1 protein-coding gene is annotated in these 693 nt (G+C 76.2%); it reads right to left on the bottom strand.

Going from position 1 to position 693, the window contains the following annotated elements; translation table 11 throughout:
* Nucleotides 1-24: 24 nt before the first annotated feature.
* Nucleotides 25-549, bottom strand: coding sequence for a YeeE/YedE thiosulfate transporter family protein (locus APM_RS13275; RefSeq protein ID WP_013639350.1), 525 nt, complete (start codon nt 547-549; stop codon nt 25-27).
* Nucleotides 550-693 lie beyond the last annotated feature (144 nt).

Below are 693 nucleotides of genomic sequence, written 5' to 3' on the forward strand. Positions count from 1 at the left end.
CCGGTCCAGCCAGGGGGAGATGGATCATCGCCCGCCCTCCCCGCCCCAGAGCGGCGCGACGAGGCGGCCGGCGAGGAGGCCGGCGGCGAAGAAGCCGATGAGGAACACGAAGCCGGCGACGGCGAGCGGCGCCGAGCCGGACAGGCCCATGCCGCTGGTGCAGCCCATCGCCATGCGCGCGCCGAAGCCGGAGGCGGTGCCGCCGAGCAGGGCGAGGGCGAGACGGACCGGCGAGGCGGCGAGGCGCGGGCCGTCGATGCGCGGGCGCAGGCGGCGGCCGAGGGCGGCGCCGGCGAGGCCGCCGAGAAGCATGCCGCCGGCTTCCCAGACGATCCACTGATCGAGGCCGGCGCGGGCATAGGCGGCGAGGTAGCTGTGCGGCGCGAGCCCGCGCGGCGACGCCGCCGCCAGGGCCGACGCGGTGGCGTAGGTCGTCGCCCCGGTGACGCCGAGCCCGTGGCCGGTGGCGAGGAAGGTGACGAACAGCAGCACCCCCAGCGCCGCCCCGGCGGCATGGGGATTCCACACGGGGCGGGGGCCGGGTTTCATCGCATCCGGTCCGCTCAGAAGGCCGAGTGGCCGGGGACCATCGGCAGGGCGGGGTTGCGCGACCATTCCGACATCGAACCGTCGTAGAGCCGGACGCGCGGATTGGCGAGGACCTCGCGCAGCACGAACCAGTCGGTCGAGGCG

The sequence above is a fragment of the Acidiphilium sp. PM genome (assembly GCF_000219295.1).
GTDB lineage: Bacteria > Pseudomonadota > Alphaproteobacteria > Acetobacterales > Acetobacteraceae > Acidiphilium > Acidiphilium multivorum.